Consider the following 15,643-nt stretch of genomic DNA (forward strand, 5'->3'; position numbering starts at 1 on the left):
TCAAGGGATTTTTTACAATACTTTCAGACTGTCCTGTTTATCCTGGTCGATCTTCCTGACAAGGGCTTCCAGGCTATCGAATTTTTCTTCTGCACGCAGAAATTGTTTGACATAAACACGAAGGGTCTTGCCGTAGATGGTTGCTGAAAAATCGAAAAGGTTGACTTCAACCACTCTTTTTGAGCCATCTACGGTCGGTCGGAAACCCACACTCATCATCCCCTTTATACGGGGTCCGAAACTACCGTCGGCCTGTTTCAGTGCGGCGTAGACGGCATAAATGCCATCGGCAGGCAGGATTTTCTCCGGGTTCTCAATTTTCAGATTGGCCGTCGGGTATCCCAGTTCCCGGCCCAGTTTATCACCGTGGACCACTTCGCCTTCAAAAAAGAAATCATAACCCAACAGGTGATTGGTGGTGGCTGTATCCCCTTTTAATATGGACTCCCGGATACGGGTAGAACTGATCGCAATATCGTCCAGAATATGTTTGGGTATTTCCCGGAGCTGGTAACCATAGGTGGTCTGCATGTTTTCCAGCAATTTATAGTCTCCCGCCCGATTTTTCCCAAAACGGTGGTCATAGCCGATGATAATGGTATGGGGCCGGAACTTCCCGATCAGAAAATCCTGCAGATAGACTTCGGGCTCCTGATTGGCGAAAACTTCCGTAAAAGGGGTAACGACCAGGTGATCCACCCCCAGGGCGGCCAGCAACTCCGTTTTTTCGGCCAGGGTATTGATCAATCGGATGCCCAGAATGGAAGAAGCCACGATCTTTCTGGGATGCGGATCGAAAGTGATGATTACAGATGATCCCCCGGCCTGGCGGGCAGTATCGACGAGCTGGCTGATAATTTTTTTATGGCCCTCGTGTACGCCGTCAAAAGTGCCGATGGTAATCACGGCATTGCTGATTGCCGGTAATCGGTTGATATCGTAGTGAATCTGCATGGCTGCAAATTTAGGTTCCTGCGCTGATATTTAAAACCATAAACCCCCGTGAATCTTTGGGATAGCCGGCCCACTATCGGTTGATTGTTTTATCTTTGCCGGTTTGAAAATCATTGTTGACTGAATCATAATATCATGTCCTTATACGCAAAAAGAGGGGTATCAGCCCAGAAAGAAGAAGTCCATGAAGCGGTGAAAAAACTGGATCAGGGCTTGTACCAACGGGCTTTTTGTAAAATTTACCCGGATGTCTGGGTAGGAGATGATGCCTGGGTGAACGTCATGCATGCGGATGGTGCCGGAACCAAAAGTATCCTGGCCTATCTGTACTGGAAGGAAACCGGGGATGTCAGCGTCTGGCAGGGGATCGCACAGGATGCCATCGTCATGAACCTGGATGACCTGCTTTGTGTGGGCATCTATGAAAAGCTCAGTTTCTCCTCTACCATCGATCGGAATAAGAAACTGATTCCCGGGGCCGTACTGGAGCAGGTAATTAATGGCAGCCAGGCTTTTTTTGATTCGATGAAAGACTTTGGTATTGATATCAGTTTTATGGGTGGGGAAACCGCCGATGTCGGTGATGTCGTGCGTACGATTGCTGTCAATGGTACCATGGCGGCACGCTGGCCCAAAGACCGGCTGGTGACCAATGAAAAAATCAAACCCGGAAACCTGATTGTAGGTCTGGCTTCCTTTGGACAGGCCAGCTATGAGCAGCAATATAACAGCGGTTTGGCCAGCAATGGGCTGACCAGTGCCCGCCATGATGTACTGGATAAATACTACGCCCGTACCTATCCCGAGACTTTTGAACCCTCACTCAGTGAGGAGGTTGTTTATATCGGCAAACACCGGATGACCGAGCCTTATACGGTAGCAGGTGCTGAGACGACCATCGGCAAACTGGTACTGAGTCCCACCCGAACATTTGCACCGGTATTGAAAACCGTGTTGGAAAATCATTTTGATGCCATTGACGGCCTGATTCACTGCAGTGGCGGCGGACAGACCAAATGCCTGAAATACATGCCCGGTGGGGTAAAAATTATCAAGGACAATCTGTTTACGCCGCCGGAGGTATTTGACATTATCAAGGAAGCCAGCGGGGCTGATGACCGTGAAATGTACCAGGTCTTTAATATGGGTACCCGGATGGAAATTTATACGGACGAAACCACTGCCGGCGCCGTCATCGATATAGCTGCTTCTTTCGGCATTGAAGCCCGGGTGATCGGTCGGGTAGAAGCCGCAGGCCAGACTTCTCTGGAAATCCACAAAGATGGTGCGCTCCTGGCGGACTATAAGGGTTAGCAACGGCCAGGTTTTTACTAAAACGGCGGCTCTTTTGGGAACCCTTTGGTATTGTCTGTTTCGGTCGTCGATTTACTGTCCCGGATATTTTTCTGTACGGCGATCGCGGCAAACATACTGAGCAGATACGACATCGCATAGAAGCCTTTTTCACTTCTCAGCAGTTCCGCATTCCAGAGTCCGATGACCAGCAGCAGAATGGACAGGATGGTGGCAAACCAGGAAAGTCCGTAGTAGATGCCGGTAACCGGTATGCCTTCCAGTTGGTCCCGCACGGCTTTCTGAACGGAAACAGCGGCAAAAAGCCCGAATATTAAAACCGTAAAGTAGTAGCCTTTTTCGTTAAGCATCATTGCTGCATTCCACAGGCCAATGATATAGGCACTGATACCAATGATCAGGGTACACCAGGACGCACCAATAAAGGCAGCCGAGGGTTTTTGAAAACTTTGATTTTCCATAATTGATTGTTTTGTTGAAACAAAAATAGCCCGTCACCAGGCCCGGCGATTTGACATATATCAAAAATCAGAAAGGCTTTGTTAATGCCGGCTGCGGATGCGGCTGAGGGTTTCCTGGCTGATACCCAAATAGGAGGCAATATATCCCAGTGGTACCCGCTGTAAAATATGAGGGGTTGCAGTGATCAAATCTGCATAGCGTTCTGCTGCTGTTTTAAACTGCGCATTTACATACCGTTCTTCCAGCCGTATATAATAATGCTCATATATAATACGAACGAGGCGTTCAATCTCGGGGAATTGGTCGAAGAGGCCCAGGAGTTGCCGGCGTGTGATGGTCCAGAGGATACAGCCTTCCATAAGTTGAATATGCTCTACGGCCGGATTGCCGGTGGAAAAACTGTAAAAGGAGGAGACAAAGGTGTTTTCAAAAGCAAACCAATGGGTGACCTGGCGGCTTTCCAGTTCATAGAAGCCCCGGACGGCACCCTGTTGCAGAAAATAAAAATGTTCGCAAACCCGACCCCTTCGGATCAGGAAATGATTTTTGGCAAGTGTCTTTTCCTCCAGACAGGCCGCCAGGGCCTGGCCGGCCTGGGGACTTAATCGATGGTATTGGTTGAGTTGTTCAAAAAGTGATTCCATAGCCAAAAGGAAATTTTGTGCAGCGTTTATGATTTTGTTTGCTGCAGGTATTCGGAGGGGGAAAGCCCGAACTGTTTCTGGAAATTTCTGCCGAAATGGGTAAGCGAGCTATACCCTACTTGTTGGGCAATTTCACTGAGGGCTATCGACTCACTGTGCATGAGTTCCACTGCTTTTTTCAATCGGGAAAGGTTGATCATTTCATTGGGAGACAGGTCCGATACAGATTTGAGTTTGCGATAGAGCGTGGGTCGGCTCATGTTCATGGCCTGGGCCATATGATCCACATCCAGATGGTCATTGGTGATGTTGTCAATGATAAAATTATTCAGCTCCTCCAGGAAGGCTTCGTCAATTTTGGAATGGGCAATGCTATTGATCTGTACCAGCGGTGAATGAATGAAAAATGTCTTGACCTTTTCCCGGTTGGTCAGCAAACTGGATACCTGCGCCGCGAGGTGTTCAGGAGAGAAGGGTTTCTCTATATACGCATCGGCACCCTGGTTCAGGCCGTCAATTTTGGACTGGAGGCTGTCACGGGCCGTCAGCAGGATTACGGGTATATGACTGGTCTGGAAACCTGACTTAATCCTGCCGCATAATTCAAAACCATCCATTTCCGGCATCATGACATCGCTGATAACCAGATGGACGACTTCGGTGTCCAGCAACTCCAAAGCCTGATGCCCTCCGGTGGCGGTAAGTATCTGGTACTGTTCGCCCAGATCATCATTGAGAAATTCTAGAATATCCTCATTGTCATCGATTATCAGGAGCTGCGGTTTATGTAGATTGGTTTCTTGTGACAAGTCGATCGTTTTTACAAATTTAAAACTAAAACAAAGCAATTGAGCCTTCCTTCGGGCTTATAAAACAGTTCACCCTGCTGCAATGCGGCCAGGGACCGCGCCAGGGGCAGACCAATACCGGTACCAATAATTTTCTGGGTGTCATTGGTTCGGTAAAAGGGTTCAAATATTTTATCCCTGAGCGGTTCATCGATCAACGGCCCGTCATTCAACACCCGGACGATGGCCTGCTTTTCTGTGACAGCCAGTTGCATCTCCAGGAAATGCTGTCCGTACTTAAGCCCATTATCCAGGAGGTTACTGAGGATTTTCCGGGTTGCTTCCTCATCTATTAAGGCGATGATATTGCCCTGCGGATCGCTGAATTGATAGGATATATTCCGGGCAGCTGCCAGCGGGTGAAAGTCTTCGAAAATGGATGCCGCCAATTCTGAAAGATGAACCGGACGGCGTTCGGTCTGATAATTACCGGATTCCATTTTTCTGAAATCCAGCAATTGATTGGTAAGTGATATCAGCCTGCCGGTATTTTTGTTCATCGTTTGCAAATGTTTCCGGAGCTGGGGGACCAGATCCAGCTGTTTCATTATTTTTTCCATGGGCGCTTTGATCAGGGTCAGCGGGGTTCGGATTTCATGGGCAATCTTCGTAAAAAAGTCCAGTTTGGATTCATAAAACTCCTTTTCCTTTTTTCTTTCAAAATCGGCCATTTTGACCCGGTGCTTTTCCACCTGCCTGTTGTGAAAAAAGGAAATAATCCACCAGGTCAGCGCCAGGGTCGCCAGGATATAAGCCAGATAGGCTATTTTACTCAGCCACCAGGGCGGGTCAATAATAATTTGCAGGCTTTTTCTTTCGCTGGTCCAATTGCCATCTCCGTTGGTCGAAGCCAGCAGGAACCGATAATTGCCGGCGGGCAGATTGGTAAAGTACACCCTGCGGTTCTGTTTGATATAGTTCCAGGTCTCGTCGATGCCTTCGAGTTGATAGGCATATTGAATGCTTTGGGGCGATGAGAAATTCAGGGCGGCAAAATCTATGCTGATGGAAGCCTGTTTATGCGACAAATGAATGGCAGAAGTGGAAAGCAGGGACTGGTACAGCGGCCCGTCCTTACTGATATTGACATCCTTATTATGGATTTGAATCTGGGTAATATATACCGGGGGCGTGTATTCGATGTCATGGTGTTGCTGCGGATCAAAACTGATCATCCCTTTGACGCTTCCAAAATATATGCGTCCCGAAGCGGTCTTGCAGGCAGAAGCGTAATTGAACTGATCGGTCAGCAGGCCATCGGTTTGGGTAAAGACCCGGATGCTATTGGTATGGGGATCGATTTGCGCCAGCCCCTTGGAAGTGGTGACCCATAACTGCTGGTTATCGTCTTCAATCACACTGTAAATCATGCTGCTGGGCAGCCCGTTATTGAAGGAGTAAGTTTTCAGTGCGCTGGTACGGGGCTGGAAGCGGTACAGACCATCTTCGGTACTGACCCAGAGTTGCTGTCGATGGTCTATATAGAGGTTGGTGATGCGGTTATCGGTCAGCCGGTTCCTGCCGCTGGTCCGAATGGAGAGTCTTCCCCATAGCTGTTTTTTGGGGTTGTAATAGAAGACCCCACTTCTAAAAGTGCCGAACCAGATATTGCCCAGGGCATCTTCCGTAATGGCGGAAAAGAAATTTTCCTGGGGAATAAAATCCAATGGAATAAAATTGTCCATGGCAGGACTGTATATATAGAGGCCATTGGATGTACCTACATAGATCGTACCGGCGGCTGACTTAAAGATGGAGTGGATAAAATTGCTTTTTAAGCCATACCTGCCTGGACTGTATGCATAATGTCTGATAACCTTTCTGGAGCGCAGGTCCATAATATCGAGTCCGTGTTCAAAAGTGCCAATCCAGAGGCGGTCCTCATCAACCATCAATCCGTGAATATTGGTATGGGTCAGATTGCTGGACCCGTCTTCCGGATTATAATTGATCATTTTTTTTGTGCGGGGGTCGAAAACATTCAGACCCGCATCTTCGGTACCGATCCATACATTGCCCTGATCGTCCTGACGAATCTCCCGTATCGCATTGCCTTTGATACTGTTGGCCCAGGGACCGGGAAAGAATTTTTCGAATTCTATTTTCTGTCGGGCGTAATAGTTGACGCCTCCGAAATAAGTGCCCGCCCATATGCCGCCTTCCTGATCCTTGGCAAAAGAGTACACGGCATTATCGGAGAGGGCGTAGGGGTCGGCATTATTTTTTGTCAGGTGGGTAAATGTCCCACTTTGGGCATTATAAATATATATCCCCTTTTCCGTACCAATCCAATATTCATATCCACTGGTACGAATGAAATCCCGGGCATAGATTTCGCTGCCATCCGCATTGCGGGTAAGCAAATCGGTATAGGATTTTTTCAGCAGGTCAAAAATCTTGATGCCCTGGTTGGAAGTGCCGATAAAAAGAAAACCCAGCCCGGAGTCATATATTCTTTCTACCCAGCTGGAACTGCTCGGTTGGGAATGACTGAAAAGGGAATAGCTGCTAAACTGCTGTGTATTTTCCCGGTATTGAAACAACCTGCCTTCAATGGTACCGACCCAGATATCTCCGGCAGCAGACCGGCTGACCGCCGTACAGAATTCCAGGCCGGGATCATCATGACGGATGAGTTGCCTGCTTTCCGGACGCCATTCATACAAGCGGAAACCTCCCAGAAACCAGAGATGGCCCTGTTGATCCGAGCTAATGCCGCTGATCTCACTGCGGGGACTACCTGGCAAACTCGTGAACCTTTCAAAAGTGGCATCATAGGCAAACAACCCTCTTTCCGTACCCACCCATAAAATCCCTGAAGCATCTTCGTATAAACGCCAGATGGAATTATTGCCCAGACTGGTGCTGTCCTTTGGATCATTTCGGAAAACCTTAAAGCTATAGCCATCGAAACGGTTGAGGCCATCCTTGGTGCCGAACCACATAAATCCATTACGATCCTGCAGGGTACAGATGGTGGTATTATTGGACAGTCCGTTTTCTACCTGATAATGCCGGAAATAAAAGGTTTGTGCCGATCCGCACAGGGTAAATAAAAAGCATAATATGATCAACAGTGACTTAGGCAATACCGGTTTTTTTATGGGGGAAATATACCATTTAATGGGCAATTCAATCGATCGCGGCCGGTTTTTTCAGTAGCGGTTAATTTCGAAATTAAGTAACAACAGCGCTGCCTTCAAACCGGGCCGGTCGTTCACCGCCGGTGCAGTGGGGGCCGTGCCGGCTACAACCGGTATCAAAAAAATTGAGACGATTTGATGAAAATATGAGACGATATAACCCCTGGTTTTTTTAGCGTAGCTATATCTTGCCGAAGATATTTTTCGCCCCTTAACGTAAACGCTTGGTATATGAAAATATGCAACTTGTCTGTTCCGGCACGCAGCATGACCCCGGTTCCCAATGGATGTCAACTGCGCATCAGGAAAAAAATGATACTATCCCTTGCTTTTTTCTTCTGTTTATTCTCCGTATTTGCGCAAAGCAAAGTTACAGGTAAGATTACCGATGAAAAAGGTGTTGCGCTGGAAGGCGTGACCGTGGCTGTTTCCGGAACCGAAATTGCTGCAATCAGTACGGCAGAAGGCACCTACTCCATAGATGTCCAGCCAAATGGCACCCTGCAGTTCAGTTATGTCGGTTACGGTACCCAACAATTACCGGTGAATAACCGGACCACCATCGATGTTCAGATGATCCCGGAGGGCTCTGATCTGAATGAGATTATCGTAGTGGGTTATGGCACCCGTAAGAAAGGTGATGTCACCAGTTCTGTGGCTTCCGTCAGTGCGGCTGATATTGCAAGGGTACATGGTGGTTCTACCGTAAGTACCCTGCTGGCGGGTAAAATGCCCGGTGTGTCCTTCCGTATGGCGGACGGCAGACCGGGGGCAAGTGCCAATATCCAGATCCGTGGCATGGGCAATCCGCTTTTTATTATCGATGATATTCAGCAGGACGCCGGACAGTTTAATAACCTGGCCCCGGATGATATTGAAAGTATTACGGTCCTCAAGGATGCGGCGGCATCTATTTACGGAAGCCGTGCGGCCAATGGGGTCGTGCTGGTGACGACCAAAAAGGGAAGGACCGGCAATAAGAATACCATCAATCTCGGCGGATATACCGGCTGGCAGAACTGGTCCCGTTTCCCGCATACCACCAACGCCTATGAATGGATGTTGGGCAGGGCGGATGCGGAAATGACATTTTATGGTCATACCGATATCACCCAGGAAGAATTGGACAAATGGAAAGCAGGAACGGAATACGGTTACTGGAATCAGGACTGGAGAGACCTGATTATCGCCAAGAATGCCCCCTTATACTCCTTTAACGGCAATATAACCGGGGGCTCAGAAAAAGTCAACTATTATGTGTCTGCCACGCATCTGGACCAGAAAGGGGTTTACGGAAAAGACCGGGAGTTTCTGTTTAAAAGAACCAATCTGCAAAGTAATATTGATGCCCGGATATCCAGAAGACTGAAAGTAGGCGTGCAAATCAACGGCAGGATCGAGACCAGGGATCAACCTGGCGTACCAGGCACCGATGATTACTGGGCCGCCCGTTTTGCACTTTTCCGTAACCGCCCCATGGAACTGGCTTATGCCAATAATAATCCACTGTATCCCAATGATATTGGGCATAATACCGAGAACTGGGCCGTACAGTCCAAAGCGCTGACAGGTTATTGGCGATCCGACTGGCGGGTGCTTCAGACCAATTTCAATGCGGAATACCAGATACCCGGTGTGAAAGGGCTGACCCTGAAAGGTAAATATTCTTACTACCTGGCGGATAATGTGATCAATGGTCATGAGTATACTTATGATGTGTATACCTATCATCCTGAGGACGACAGTTATGAAAAGAAAGTCGGAAGTTCCAATCCCTATCGCGAACGCCGGCTGGAGAAAGTATTCAATAATGTGTTTCAGGTACAGCTCGATTACAACCGTACTTTTGGCGACCATACGGTTTCCGGAACCTTTGTAAAAGAAAATATCGAACGCAAGCGGACCTATACTTTCCAGCATGCGGTACCTAAAATCAATTACCTGCCGGTACTGCAGTGGCTGGATATGGATGGTCAGAATTTTAACGATCTGGAAGAGGAGCAGGCCCGGGTGGGTTACGTATTGAAACTGGGTTATAACTATGCGTCCAAATACTTTCTGGACCTGGCGGGACGCCGGGATGCTTCCTGGAAATTTGCACCTTCAAGAAGGGTGGGTTATTTTCCTTCAGCCTCAGTAGCCTGGCGGATTTCCAACGAACCGTTTTTTCAGAATCTGACCGGTGATGGGACCGTACTGAATGAATTGAAACTCCGGGGTTCCTACGGGATACTGGGGGATGACGATATTGGTATTGGTCCTTTTGACTACCTGCGGGGTTATCAGTATAATGTGGGGCTTGCCGTACTCGATGGCGTTGCCATTACTTCCTCAAGGCTGAGAAATTCCGGGATCATCATTGATAATGTCTCATGGTTCAAAAGCAGCATTGCGGATCTGGGCCTGGATTTCACCATGTTTAATAATAAGCTGAACGGTACACTGGATTATTTCTACCGGAAAAGAACCGGCCTGCTGGGCACCAAATACGATATCCTCCTGCCTTCAGAAATTGGATATTCCCTGCCCCGCGAGAATGTCAACAGCGATGCCCGTTTTGGTGGGGAGCTGTCCCTGCGGTATACCGATAAAATTGGTGCTGTGGAGTACAATGTAGGTGGTAATGTGTCAATTTCCAGGTCGAAATTCCTGAACTCCTATAAGCCGTTATTCTTCAATTCATGGGATGAGTACCGTAATTCAGCTGAAGACCGTTATTCCAGTATTTTCTGGGGTTATGAAGTTACCGGACAGTTCCAATCCTTTGAACAGATCAATAATTATCCGGTCAATATAGATAATGAGGGCAACCGTACTTTACGACCCGGATCACTGATTTACAAGGATCAGAACGGAGACGGGGTGATCAATGGTTATGACGAGCGGCCTATTGGCTATACCACAACCGGACAACCCAATATCCAGTACGGTTTTCAGATCGGTTTACGCTATAAGGATTTTGACTTTAATGCAGATTTTTCAGGAGGTGCCATGTACTCATGGAATCAGAACTGGGAAATGCGCTGGCCTTATCAGAATGGTGGCGCCCTGCGTCAGTCTATTTATGATGACCGGTGGCATCGGGCAGATCTGTATGATCTGAACAGCGAATGGATTCCCGGTAAATACCCTACTTTAAGTTTCTATGAGAACTGGCGCAGTGATTATAACCGGAATTCCACTTTCTGGTTGCACAATGTTAAATACCTGCGTGCCCGTACCATTGAATTGGGGTATGCCCTGCCGCAATCCCTGTTGAACAGGATTAAAGTTGAGCGGGCCCGCTTTTATATTAATGGCTACAATCTCTTTTCCATTGACAACCTGAGTGAGTATGAAGTGGATCCTGAGATTGCCGATGACAACGGACTTCAGTATCCGCAAAATAAATTTGTGAATATTGGATTTAATATTACCCTATAACGTACCGGGTTCCATTAATGCCATTTAAACAATAAAAGATTAACGATGAAAAAGCTTATTATATATTCAATCATTTTCATGGTGGCCTGTCTGGACTTTTCCTGTGTCAAGGATTCCAAATTTCTGGACAGAAAGCCGACCGATGTTATTGATCCGGATGATGTCTGGAAAGAAAACAACCTGGTGCTCTCCGTACTCGCTGATTTTTATGACCGTTACCCGGACTACCAGCGGATCGACCGCTGGTGGGAGTTCTCCAATTTCGAAGAGGCATTTCCTTCTGCGGCAGGTGATTACTGGAGGATACAGAACACCGAGTGGGCTTATGACTGGTGGAATTCCTGGGATTATGCCTATATCCGTGATCTGAATATGTTTATTCAGACAGGGGAGGGTACGACCACACTGGAAGAAGCGGATAAGCAGCGATTTCTGGCGGAAGCCCGATTTGTCCGGGCGTCGGTATATTTTGATATGGTAAAGAAAATGGGTGGGGTACCCCTGATCCTGGAACCCCTGAACTATGACTTTAGTGGTGACCCGACTTACCTGCAATATGCCCGGGCCAAGGAATCGGAGATTTACGATTTTGTTATCAGTGAAATGGAAGCCATTAAAGATCAGCTGCCCCGCACGGGTACCCAGACAAGGGCCAGCTGGGGCGCCGCACTGGCGCTCGAGGCAAGGGCGGCGTTGTATGCAGGTTCGATTGCCAAATATGGAGCAAGTACACCGAGTGTGTCACTGGGCGGCGGTGAAGTCGGCATCCCGGCTTCGATGAGTGCCGGATATTATGAGAAAGCGCTGACAGCGGCCCAGGCGATTATTGATTCGAAATTGTACAGTCTCTATCAGAAGAAAGATGTGCTCTGGCAGAATTTCGCTTCCCTGTTTACCGATAAATCCAATAATCCAGAAGTAATATTCGCCAGGGATTATTTACTAAAGACCGATCGGATTCATAATTATACCCTGATGAACCAACCCCGGACTTCTGCCGAGGAACAACAGGGTGGGCGGCTCAATCCCTCACTGAACCTGGCACAGGAATTTGAATTACTGGACAATAGTTTCGCACCGTTCGCCACCAACACCGGTTCCGGCGACTATATATATTATTCGAATATTACCGACATATTTGCCGGCAGGGATGCGCGGCTGGAAGGCACGATCATGCTACCCGGCACCGAGTTTAAAGGTACCCGTACCGATATATGGGCCGGATGGCAACTGGCCAACGGGTCCGTAGTCAGTGGCGATCAGTTTGGCCAGATTAAAACCAATGTATTACCAGGTAACAGTGGTGCCGTTCAGGTGGTAGGCACCGACGGACCGATCGATGCCCTGGAATTTGGCGCCCAGACAGGATTTTTCGTGCGTAAGTATATGGACAATAATGTGGGCTCCGGCCAGATCGGGACCCAGAGCGATGTCTGGTGGATCCGCTACCGGTATGCGGAAGTATTGCTGAATGCCGCCGAAGCAGCATTTGAACTTAACCAAAAGCCGCTGGCAGCGACTTATATGAATGAGGTCCGGGCCCGCGCAGGTTTGACCACGCCCTTAACAACGGCGCAGATTACTTTTGACAGGATCGTACATGAAAGAAAAGTGGAATTGGCTTTTGAAGACCATATTCTCTGGGACCGCAAACGCTGGCGGATTGCGCATCTCACCTGGAACGGAGAAGCCATGAACGCGGGTTCCCTGACCCAGAACATCGGTAAGGCGACCAAGCCCCAGACCATGGTATTTGGCCTTTGGCCCTATAAATATTATAATCCTTCCAGTCCCAACAACAATAAATATATTTTTAAGGTGATCAAGCCCAGTCGGGTTTCACAGGCGCACCGGTTCCGGTTGGGTAACTATTATTCCTGGATCAGCGACGCCATCAGATCCAATAACCCCAAGATTGTGCCGCAACCCAATCAATAATCAGATTTTCAATTTTATTAAAGCGTTGGTTATGAAAAAAAAGTATATCCCATATGTAATCCTTCTGGCAGGCTGGCTGATGGTATTTTCCTCCTGTGCCAAAGATAATTATGACCCGCCTTCTTCCAGTTTTTCCGGAAGGCTGGTCTATCAGGGTGAACCCATCAACCTGGAATACAATCAGGTGAATTTTGAACTCTGGCAGCCCGGTTTTGGAAAAAGTGCCGCCATTAACGTGAGCGTGGGTCAGGACGGTAATTTTTCTTCCCTGTTGTTCAATGGCAATTATAAACTGGTATTTACGGCCAACCAGGGACCATTTTACTGGCCCAGAAATGCCAGTGGCGCGGTGGATACCGTGAATGTGGACATCAGCGGTAGTAAACAAATGGACCTGGAAGTGACGCCCTACTATATGATCCGCAATCCCCAGCTGACTGTCAGCGGACAGACCCTTACCGCCACCTGTGCTTTGGAGAAAATTATCACCAACGAACAGGCTAAGGATGTTGAAAGGGTATCTTTATACATCAACAAAACCCAGTTTGTGTCGGGTAACAATACGCAGAATATTGCGAAAACAGATATTGGCGGCGGTGACCTGACGGACCTGGGTAATATTGTCATCCAGGCAGAAATTCCGGAGATTACTCCCACTCAAAATTATATATTTGCCAGGATCGGATTAAAGATAGCAGGAGTGGAAGACATGATTTTCTCCCCGCTTCAGAAACTTTCATTTTAGGAGTATTTTGAGGAGATATCAATAGCCGGCGAAACGACGAAAATTGCAGCAGCGGGCAGCTAAGCACCGAAACAGGTTGCCCCGCAGATATATTTTGATGATGATTAAATGATAGGACAAAGAATTCGGCCTGGCAATGCATACCGTTGGCCTGGTCTCCGTATGCTGGTGTAAGGAGAAAAGAGATTGTTCTATGGTGATAAAAACAATGAATGTAACCTGTCCCCAAAAGGAGGCAACCCGTATTTCGGTTGTGAAAAATGGATGACTGGATAGGGATACATTCGCGCATTTAAAATAAAAAAAGAGTACGAATGAAAGAAACGACAAAGCTGTTTGTGGCATCTTTGATTGGATTGTCGGTAGCCGCAACCGCTGCCGGCCAGACCTGGAAACCGGTGGAAGGTAAAATTCTGAGTCCCTGGGCCGCACAGGTGGACCCGGCTAAACCCCTGCCCGAATATCCCCGGCCACAGTTGAAGCGAAGTGATTGGCAGAACCTGAACGGTTTGTGGAATTACGCCATTACACCTGCTTCCCAGCAAACAGCGCCCAAGGATTTTCAGGGGTCCATACTGGTGCCCTATGCGATCGAATCGGCGCTCTCAGGCGTGGGTAAGACAGTGGGCAAGGATCAGGTTTTATGGTATCAGACGACCCTGAATGCTTCCAGGCCCTCGAAAGGCAATCAATTACTATTGCATTTTGGCGCCGTGGACTGGCGGACTGAGCTTTTTGTCAATGGCAAAAAAGTAGGGAGCCATGAAGGCGGCTTCGATCCTTTTAGTTTTAATATTACAAGCTATCTAAAAAAAGGTAAAAAACAGGAAATTATCCTGCGTGTCTGGGATCCCACGGATGAGGGGCCTCAACCCAGGGGTAAACAGGTAAAAAATCCTGAAGGTATCTGGTACACGCCGGTCACAGGCATCTGGCAGACGGTGTGGACCGAAGAACTGCCCGCCACCCATATCCTGCATACCAAACATACGCCGGATGTAGACGGAAAGCGCCTGAAAGTGTCCGGTGTGCTGGAAGGGGCGCAGGCCGGTGACCTGATTAAGTTTGTAGCATATGATGGTGCCAGTCAGCTGGGCGAAGCGACCCTGCCTTCGGGCACGGAAGGGGAGATATCGATCCCTCAGCCAAAATTATGGTCGCCTTCCTCACCCCATTTGTATCAGCTGAAAATTTACCTGTACCGGAGTGGCAAACAGTTGGATTATGCCGAAAGTTATTTTGCGATGCGTAAGTCTTCCCTGAAAAAAGATGCGCAGGGTATCAACCGCCTGGCATTGAACGACCAGTTTCTGTTTCAATACGGCCCGCTGGATCAGGGCTGGTGGCCTGATGGTCTCTACACCGCCCCCACCGATGCCGCTTTGTTATTTGATATCGTTAAGACCAAGGAAATGGGTTTTAATATGATTCGTAAACATATTAAGCTGGAACCGGCCCGCTGGTATTATTACTGTGACAGCCTGGGTATTATGGTATGGCAGGATATGCCCTCGGGAGATTTGGGTGGCAATCGCTGGGACATGCGACCCGGTCAGGTCTCCGGACATAACCGCGATAAGCAGCGCAGTGCGGAATCTGAAGCCTATTATCGCAAGGAATGGAAAGCCATTATGGATGCGGCGCACAATTTCCCTTCTATTGTCGTGTGGGTGCCCTTTAATGAGGCCTGGGGGCAGTTTAAGACCAAAGAGATAACGGAGTGGACCATGAACTATGATCCTTCAAGACTGGTGAACAGTGCCAGCGGTGGCAACTTTTTCTATACCGGCCATATCCTGGACATCCATAATTATCCGGATCCGAATATGCCCGATCCGGCCGTCTTCGGCCAGGGGCCCGCTGCACTGGTCCTCGGTGAATTTGGGGGCTTGGGCCTGCCGGTTGAAGGTCATACCTGGCAGGACAAGAATAATTGGGGCTATCAGAGCTTTAAAAACAAAGATGAATTACTGAAACGGTATTCGGGTCAGATGAAGGACCTGAAGCGGTTGATCGGCCTGGGACTTTCGGCAGCAGTATATACCCAGACCACTGATGTGGAGATTGAAACCAACGGCCTGATGACCTATGATCGGAAAGTAGTAAAGATGCCGGAGGCAACATTGAAGCAATTGCATGATTCTTTATATGAAGTACCCGTAAAGTAAAACG

Annotated in this window: 10 protein-coding genes; 5 read left to right on the plus strand and 5 right to left on the minus strand. The window is 48.2% G+C overall.

What is annotated here, in order from left to right; translation table 11 throughout:
* Positions 1 to 12: 12 nt before the first annotated feature.
* On the minus strand, positions 13 to 954 hold the full coding sequence (locus tag ACYVI9_RS18050; RefSeq protein WP_460767528.1) for a bifunctional riboflavin kinase/FAD synthetase: 942 nt from the start codon (positions 952 to 954) through the stop codon (positions 13 to 15).
* A 135-nt stretch (positions 955 to 1,089) separates the two neighbouring features.
* Here ACYVI9_RS18050 and ACYVI9_RS18055 point away from each other — a divergent pair, with 135 nt between their 5' ends.
* The gene (locus ACYVI9_RS18055; RefSeq protein ID WP_460767531.1) at positions 1,090 to 2,268 is read left to right on the plus strand and encodes an AIR synthase related protein; all 1,179 of its coding nucleotides are present in this window, start codon (positions 1,090 to 1,092) and stop codon (positions 2,266 to 2,268) included.
* Between the two features lie 17 nt (positions 2,269 to 2,285).
* Here ACYVI9_RS18055 and yiaA read toward each other — a convergent pair whose 3' ends face one another.
* The 4 genes from yiaA to ACYVI9_RS18075 all read right to left on the minus strand — a co-directional run bounded on the left by yiaA (position 2,286) and on the right by ACYVI9_RS18075 (position 7,311).
* Positions 2,286 to 2,729 (minus strand): inner membrane protein YiaA, encoded by a 444-nt coding sequence (gene yiaA / locus ACYVI9_RS18060; RefSeq protein WP_460767534.1) that lies wholly within the window; start codon positions 2,727 to 2,729, stop codon positions 2,286 to 2,288.
* Positions 2,730 to 2,810: 81 nt separating this feature from the next.
* A complete protein-coding gene (locus ACYVI9_RS18065; RefSeq protein WP_460767537.1) occupies positions 2,811 to 3,374 on the minus strand; it encodes a Crp/Fnr family transcriptional regulator in 564 nt (187 codons plus the stop codon).
* Between the two features lie 26 nt (positions 3,375 to 3,400).
* Positions 3,401 to 4,183 (minus strand): response regulator transcription factor, encoded by a 783-nt coding sequence (locus ACYVI9_RS18070; RefSeq protein ID WP_460767540.1) that lies wholly within the window; start codon positions 4,181 to 4,183, stop codon positions 3,401 to 3,403.
* An 11-nt stretch (positions 4,184 to 4,194) separates the two neighbouring features.
* On the minus strand, positions 4,195 to 7,311 hold the full coding sequence (locus ACYVI9_RS18075) for a ligand-binding sensor domain-containing protein (RefSeq protein ID WP_460767543.1): 3,117 nt from the start codon (positions 7,309 to 7,311) through the stop codon (positions 4,195 to 4,197).
* A 285-nt stretch (positions 7,312 to 7,596) separates the two neighbouring features.
* Between ACYVI9_RS18075 and ACYVI9_RS18080 the strand changes: the two genes are divergently transcribed.
* From ACYVI9_RS18080 to ACYVI9_RS18095, 4 genes are all read left to right on the plus strand, one after another.
* Complete coding sequence (locus tag ACYVI9_RS18080) at positions 7,597 to 10,788, plus strand: SusC/RagA family TonB-linked outer membrane protein (protein WP_460767546.1); 3,192 nt, start codon at positions 7,597 to 7,599, stop codon at positions 10,786 to 10,788.
* A 45-nt stretch (positions 10,789 to 10,833) separates the two neighbouring features.
* Positions 10,834 to 12,726: a RagB/SusD family nutrient uptake outer membrane protein gene (locus ACYVI9_RS18085; RefSeq protein ID WP_460767549.1), complete on the plus strand. Its 1,893-nt coding sequence runs from the start codon at positions 10,834 to 10,836 to the stop codon at positions 12,724 to 12,726.
* 31 nt (positions 12,727 to 12,757) lie between these two features.
* Positions 12,758 to 13,471: a DUF3823 domain-containing protein gene (locus ACYVI9_RS18090; RefSeq protein ID WP_460767551.1), complete on the plus strand. Its 714-nt coding sequence runs from the start codon at positions 12,758 to 12,760 to the stop codon at positions 13,469 to 13,471.
* A gap of 314 nt (positions 13,472 to 13,785) precedes the next feature.
* Positions 13,786 to 15,639: a glycoside hydrolase family 2 protein gene (locus ACYVI9_RS18095; RefSeq protein WP_460767554.1), complete on the plus strand. Its 1,854-nt coding sequence runs from the start codon at positions 13,786 to 13,788 to the stop codon at positions 15,637 to 15,639.
* Positions 15,640 to 15,643 lie beyond the last annotated feature (4 nt).

The sequence above is a fragment of the Niabella terrae genome, from assembly GCF_054783135.1.